Source organism: Parendozoicomonas sp. Alg238-R29, assembly GCF_947331445.1.
Classification (GTDB): Bacteria; Pseudomonadota; Gammaproteobacteria; order Pseudomonadales; family Endozoicomonadaceae; genus Sansalvadorimonas.
Window position 1 is genome coordinate 1 of sequence record NZ_CAMZOG010000140.1, and the last position, 5,993, is coordinate 5,993.

6 protein-coding genes and 1 pseudogene are annotated in these 5,993 nt (G+C 46.6%); 5 read left to right on the top strand and 2 right to left on the bottom strand.

All coding sequences use genetic code 11. From position 1 onward, the window contains the following. Positions 1–238: 238 nt before the first annotated feature. The 5 genes from QMA35_RS20600 to QMA35_RS20620 all read left to right on the top strand — a co-directional run bounded on the left by QMA35_RS20600 (position 239) and on the right by QMA35_RS20620 (position 5,003). Positions 239–1,147 (top strand): bile acid:sodium symporter, encoded by a 909-nt coding sequence (locus QMA35_RS20600; RefSeq protein WP_281649028.1) that lies wholly within the window; start codon positions 239–241, stop codon positions 1,145–1,147. 76 nt (positions 1,148–1,223) lie between these two features. Continuing rightward, positions 1,224–2,933, top strand: coding sequence for an acyl-CoA dehydrogenase family protein (locus QMA35_RS20605; protein ID WP_281649029.1), 1,710 nt, complete (start codon positions 1,224–1,226; stop codon positions 2,931–2,933). A 304-nt stretch (positions 2,934–3,237) separates the two neighbouring features. Further along, on the top strand, positions 3,238–3,990 hold the full coding sequence (gene hisA, locus QMA35_RS20610) for a phosphoribosylformimino-5-aminoimidazole carboxamide ribotide isomerase (RefSeq protein ID WP_281649030.1): 753 nt from the start codon (positions 3,238–3,240) through the stop codon (positions 3,988–3,990). 128 nt (positions 3,991–4,118) lie between these two features. After that, positions 4,119–4,547, top strand: a complete 429-nt coding sequence (locus QMA35_RS20615; protein WP_281649031.1) for an avidin/streptavidin family protein — start codon at positions 4,119–4,121, stop codon at positions 4,545–4,547. Positions 4,548–4,595: 48 nt separating this feature from the next. Then, a complete protein-coding gene (locus QMA35_RS20620) occupies positions 4,596–5,003 on the top strand; it encodes an SMI1/KNR4 family protein (protein WP_281649032.1) in 408 nt (135 codons plus the stop codon). 59 nt (positions 5,004–5,062) lie between these two features. Here QMA35_RS20620 and QMA35_RS20625 read toward each other — a convergent pair. Next, positions 5,063–5,742 (bottom strand): annotated as a pseudogene (locus tag QMA35_RS20625) (IS6 family transposase). Then, positions 5,739–5,993, bottom strand: a 255-nt coding sequence (locus QMA35_RS20630) for a hypothetical protein (RefSeq protein WP_281649033.1), incomplete at its 5' end; no start/stop codon positions are given. The pseudogene QMA35_RS20625 and the gene QMA35_RS20630, both read right to left, overlap by 4 nt.

A 5,993-nucleotide genomic window follows, 5' to 3' on the forward strand; every position in this document is an offset into this window, starting at 1 on the left:
GGAATGCCAAGGGTACTCAAAATAGCAAACGTTACCCAAACGGTTAGAATTAAGTATCTGGATTCAACATACCTGAAACCCTACTTTTTATTTCTTTTGTGTGGGCAAGTTGTTTAGCCTGTTTCGTGAAGTTAAACTGGCACGTATAGCCTGCTTTATTCGAGCTTTTTACAGGCGTTGATAGAAAATTCAGCACCGCCCTATTGAAGTTTAATAAAAAATAATAACAAGGTGACCTATGGGCGCATTCTATATTCAGCATGAATATTGGTTCTCTGTCTTTCAATTAGTTACAGCCATGATTGGAATGGGGGCTACGTTAACGCTTAGGGATTTCCGAGAGTTGTTGCTTGAACCCAAAGCTGTTGCCAGTGGCATAGGGATTCAGCTGATAATCGTGCCAATGATTGCTTTAGCCTTTATTACAATCTTTGGCCTTGTTGGTGGGATTGCTGTTGGTCTGGCTTTGATTGCGGCGATTCCTGGTGGGTCTACCTCTAATATCTTCACCCATTTTGCTCAGGGAAATATTGCCCTTTCTGTCGCTATTACTGCGGTAACAACATTGGGTTGTTTGATCACGGCGCCACTGATTCTGGAACTGTTGGTCAGCAGTTATATGCCAGGTGATTTTGTTATGCCAAAAGTTCAGATAATGAAAGAAATCGCCTTGGTTCTGCTATTGCCGTTGGCTCTTGGCATGCTTTATCTGCGTTTTCTGCCAAACAGTGCGGCAACCTTTTCAAAATGGTGTGTGCGCATCTCCCTGTTTGGTTTGTTGATGATTGTTGTTGGTGCTTCTGTGTCTGGTCGTTTGGATTTAAAAGCCTTTGGTTTAAATAATATTTCACTTGTTGTCGTATTTATTCTGGCAATGGCGCTCATTAGCTGGCTTATTTCCTGGGGCGTATTAAAGCTGTCTTATCGTGATGCCACAGCGGTGGATATGGAAGTGGTTGTGCGCAATATCAACCTGGGGTTAATGGTAAAAGTGTTGTTGTTTCCCGCCATTATTGGTCAGGAAGACCCAATCGGAGATGTTGTGCTTCTCACGTTATTACTTTACGGAGGTTTGCAAATCTTTGCAGCTGGCGGGCTGATTGGCCTGCGACGCTTAAAAGCGCCAAAGCCTGCGTTAGAGCCATAAAAACTGTCAGGTTTGGCTATTTATTTATAGGGGGAAACCGTGATTCACTTCTTTCAAAATGTGCAGGAGTTTTGCCATGAGTGAACACTCGAATTCATCCCGGAATAATAGTATCTACCCCCAAGCCGAGGCATGTGCCGCCAACACCCATGTTGTTGAGAACATGCCGCCGGTATTGGAAAACTACAACATGTTCACTCAAGACTCTGTTCTGACAGAGTGTGTCACCCGAGGAAAGGCTGAGTGGGCACTGGATAGCTTGCAGGAGTTTGGTGCCCTTTGTGGCAGTGCTGAGCGAATCCAGTGGGGTGTAGATGCCAATCGCCACAAACCAGAATTTAACACTCATGATCGCTATGGTCGCCGTATAGACCAGGTTGACTTTCACCCGTCTTATCATCAGTTGATGACAGCCTCCAAACAGCAAGGGTTGGCTGGTTCTCCGTGGGAAAAACCGCAAGCTGGTGCACATGTAGCAAGGGCAGCGGGCAGTTATCTTTCAACACAGATAGAAGCCGGTCATGGTTGCCCGATTACTATGACATTTGCTTCTGTTCCTACTTTGCAGAAAGACAGTGGCATTGCCTCAGAGTGGATTCCCAAAGTTCAAAACAGAGGCTACGACCCGCGCAATGTTCCCCATACCGAAAAACAGAGCGTCACCATTGGTATGGCTATGACCGAAAAGCAGGGCGGAAGTGATGTTCGCAGAAATACGACCCGTGCTTACCCTATTGGTCTGCGTGGTAGTGGTGAAGCGTACGAACTGGTAGGGCACAAGTTTTTTGTATCTGCTCCCATGTGTGATGCCTTCCTGATGCTGGCACAGGCTGAAGGTGGTTTGTCCTGTTTTCTGGTGCCTCGCTGGCGTCCGGATGGCAGTAAGAACCCACTGCAGATTTTGCGTCTGAAAGACAAAATGGGTAATGCTTCTAACGCTTCCAGTGAAACAGAACTGCGGGGAGCATTTGGCTGGCTGATTGGTGATGAAGGGCGTGGTGTCGCCAATATTCTGGAAATGGTGGCGATGACCCGCTTTGATTGCCTGGTGTCTTCCGCTGCTGCTATGCGTCAGCACATGACCCAGATTGTTCACCATACCAGCAATCGTTCAGCCTTTGGTCGTCGTCTTGATCAGCAACCATTGATGCAAAATGTTTTGGCTGATCTTGAGCTGGAAGCAGAAGCTTCAACGTTGATGGCATTCCGAGCTGCAGAAGCTCTTGATCAGATGACGGCTGGCAACAGTGATGAAGCCAGTTTCGTACGACTGGCGACACCTGTCGGCAAATACTGGGTATGTAAACGCCAGCCCGGGCATGCCTATGAAGCGATGGAAGTGATCGGCGGTTCTGCGGTGATGGAAAACAGCCTGATGCCCCGCTTCTATCGGGAAGCTCCTATCAATACGATTTGGGAAGGCTCCGGCAATGTTCAGTGTCTGGATGTTCTGCGGGTTATGCAGAAAGATCCGGGGGCTATAGATGTTTTTGTTCAGGAGTTGGAGCTGGCTCGTGGCAATGACAAAGACTACGACCGTTATCTTAATCGCGTCAAACAATCTTTTAGTAAGATCGATAATAGGGAGTATCGGGCACGCTCTCTGGTAGAAGGGCTGGCTCTGGGATTGCAGGGTTCTCTATTACTTCGCCATGGCAGCAGTACCAGTGCTGAAGCTTTCTGCCGCGGACGTTTACAGGGCAACAGCGGTAATACCTACGGCATGCTGCCTGAAGGTCTTGATTGCAGCGCGATTATAAATAAAGCCAGAATTGTTATGGGGTAAATGCCTGAGAGAAAGGTCTGACTTCGTTCAGGCCTTTCCTGATAGAACAAAGCTCATGATAAGATGATCTGAAATTTTATAATTCAGACATTCATATCTGTATTTTCTTTTGGTTCCAATCTTCAGTATTGCTAAAACCACTTCTTTTTTGGAAAAGACAACTCTGTTGGAAAAGACAACTCTCCCCTTGGCATCTACCCCACCTAAATAGCGGTTACAGGAAAAGGGAGCAGGGACGCTTATAATCTGTGACAATAGCTGCTTTCTGGCAACATGCCGATGTGTGGGATAAAAAGGAATAAAAATGCAGTTTCGACCCTGTATCGATCTTCATAACGGTAAGGTAAAACAGATTGTCGGCAGCTCTCTCACGGATGCTGACAACTCGGCTCAGGTTAACTTTGAAAGTGATCATAAGGCCTCTTACTTTGCAGATCTGTACCAGCAGGACGACCTTCGTGGCGGTCATGTGATCAAACTGGGCCCCGGCAACGAAGAAGCTGCCCGTGAAGCCCTGGCTGGCTGGCCCGGTGGTTTGCAGATTGGTGGTGGCATTAACGCTGATAACGCGGCCGAATATCTGGAGATGGGTGCATCCCATGTGATTGTTACATCCTATGTTTTCAAGGATGGGCGTATTCATTATGAAAACCTGGAAAAACTGGTTGCTGTCACTGGAAGAGAAAGGCTGGTTCTGGATTTATCCTGCAAGGCCAGAGAAGGGCAATATTATATTGTCACAGATCGCTGGCAGAACTTTACCGACACGGTTATTTCATCAGAAACCCTGCAACAGCTAGCCAGTTTCTGTGATGAATTTTTGGTACACGCAGCTTCTGTAGAAGGGTTGATGGCTGGCCCGGATCTCGAGCTGGTTCAACTGCTGGCAGAGCATTCCCCCATTCCTGTTACCTATGCTGGTGGAATAGCCACTCCCGAGCATATTGACGGGGTTCGCAAAGCCGGCAAAAACAAAATTCATATCACCATCGGCAGTGCGCTGGATATATTTGGTGGGAACCTGTCCTACAAAGAAGTCGTCGCTGCCTGCCAGTAAAGCTTTTAGATAAGAACAGAAAAAGCAAAACTGCTTGTAGATAAGAACAGAAAAGCAAAACTTTCCTGAAGAACTTTCGGTTTTGACTACATTGTAGAAATCAAAACCGATGTCCTCAGGAAAACTCCATGAAGCTTGTTGTACGCCTTCTTTGTTTTGCTCTTGTCAGCATCTCTGCCCAGCTATGGGCCTCTGATGTAGCCGGCCGCTGGAAGAACCAGTATGGCTCCACTCTTGAAATTACCGATTCCCAGCCCGGGCACTTTACCGGTGTATTTACCACTGCCGTTGCTGTGACTCCGGACTGTATTGGTTACCCCGCTCCATTAGAGGGTGTTATTAACGGTAATGCTATTGCTCTCAACTTGAATATGGCTGGATGCACTTCCCCTTCCGTGATAGCAATGACAGGCATTATTCTACCAGATGAACTTGGCAGGCAGCGTCTGCAAACCCAGGCTCTGGTTCAGTTCAAAGGCCAGGAGCAATGGAATTCCCAGATTTTGAGTACAAGTTTCTTTTATCGGGATGACGCTGATACCAAGGTGAGCAATTAAAGGTAGAATAGCGCCTTTATTTATTGACTTGGGTCTGGTGCTGAAAAAATGGAAGACGTCATCGAACTGCTGCGGGAACGTAATGAAGATGTTCCTGCGCCGCTGGACTTGCCAGATGACGATGATCTGGTGGTGGTTCAGGAACAGATTCTGATCCACCTGCCGGATGAATATAAGACTTTTCTCAAGGAGGTCAGTGACGTTATCTGCGGTTCTATGGAGCCAGCAACAGTGACTGATGAACAGTCACACACTTACCTGCCTGAGGTGACTGCGCTGGCTTGGGATCTGGGAATGCCCAGGGAAATGATTGCAATTTGTGAAGCGCCGGATGGCTGGTATTGCATTGAGCAGGATGGCAATGTTCGGTTCTGGTCTCGTGTAGATGAAACTATGACAGAAGAGGAGTGGCCCACTATCTGGCACTGGGCAAGAGATGTTTGGCTGGAAAGCTAATCGGTAGGTTCTGTTGCAAATTTTCAGATAAACCAAAAGACAATATTCTCCAGACACAATTATGCCGCCAAAGAGTAAAAGTACTCCCACGGCTTCGTTGGCTCAGAATCTGAATATTGGCCCCTTTTCTCGGCATATGAGATAGCGCAATACCAGCGAGTGTCGCCCTGGCAGAATAGAAACCCTTGAACTGCATCATAGTGCGGGTAATCCTTTTCACAAATCGATGATCCTGCTCCACAATGTTGTTCAGGTATTTACTTTGGTAAATGGTAATCTTTGGTTCTTTATCCTTGAGTGTTGTGTTGATAGAAGTGAGAGCAGATATATTGCTGCCGCTTTTATCAATACTCACTTTTTCTGGTTGCCCATGTTGGCGGATAGCCTTACGGAAAAAGGCCTTGGCAGCTTTTTTATCTCGCTTTTTGGTAAGAAGGAAATCAACAGTATTTCCTTCTTGATCGACAGCGCGATACAGGTAGAAGTCACGAGCTTTGACCTTTATGCAGGTTTCATCCATACGCCATGAGGTTTTGACGGCTGGCTTCTGCTTTCGATGCAGAGCTTCCAGTTGAGGAGCATACGTGATCACCCAGCGGTTGATAGTTGTATGATCGACTGTGATACCCCGCTCCGTCAAAATTTCCTTAATCATACGCAGGCTGAGAGGATAAGTGATATACCAGCGAACAGCCTGCAGAATGATATCTTTGGGGAAGTGGCGACCGGAAAACTTCATCCGTGAAAGCTCAGAAGTGGAAGAGGTTGCGGATTCTTGCTGGTATGGTCTGAGTTTGCAACAGAACCTGAAATAGTGTTTATATTTTTTATTTGTAAATCAAAATACAGTTGAGAACGAGATTCGATATCTCTTGAAAGATTTATAACCCCATCTTCTGGCCATATCTTCCAGATAATTTGTCCACTCTCGACTAGATATCTCGCGTGATTCTTGTAACCATGGATCGGCAATAACAATGTAATTACATT

Excerpts from the sequence above, each read along its gene's own strand:
- QMA35_RS20600 (WP_281649028.1), top strand. The coding sequence starts at position 239 with ATGGGCGCATTCTATATTCAGCATGAATATTGGTTCTCTGTCTTTCAA.
- QMA35_RS20620 (WP_281649032.1), top strand. The coding sequence starts at position 4,596 with ATGGAAGACGTCATCGAACTGCTGCGGGAACGTAATGAAGATGTTCCT.
- QMA35_RS20605 (WP_281649029.1), top strand. The coding sequence starts at position 1,224 with ATGAGTGAACACTCGAATTCATCCCGGAATAATAGTATCTACCCCCAA.
- QMA35_RS20615 (WP_281649031.1), top strand. The coding sequence starts at position 4,119 with ATGAAGCTTGTTGTACGCCTTCTTTGTTTTGCTCTTGTCAGCATCTCT.
- hisA (WP_281649030.1), top strand. The coding sequence starts at position 3,238 with ATGCAGTTTCGACCCTGTATCGATCTTCATAACGGTAAGGTAAAACAG.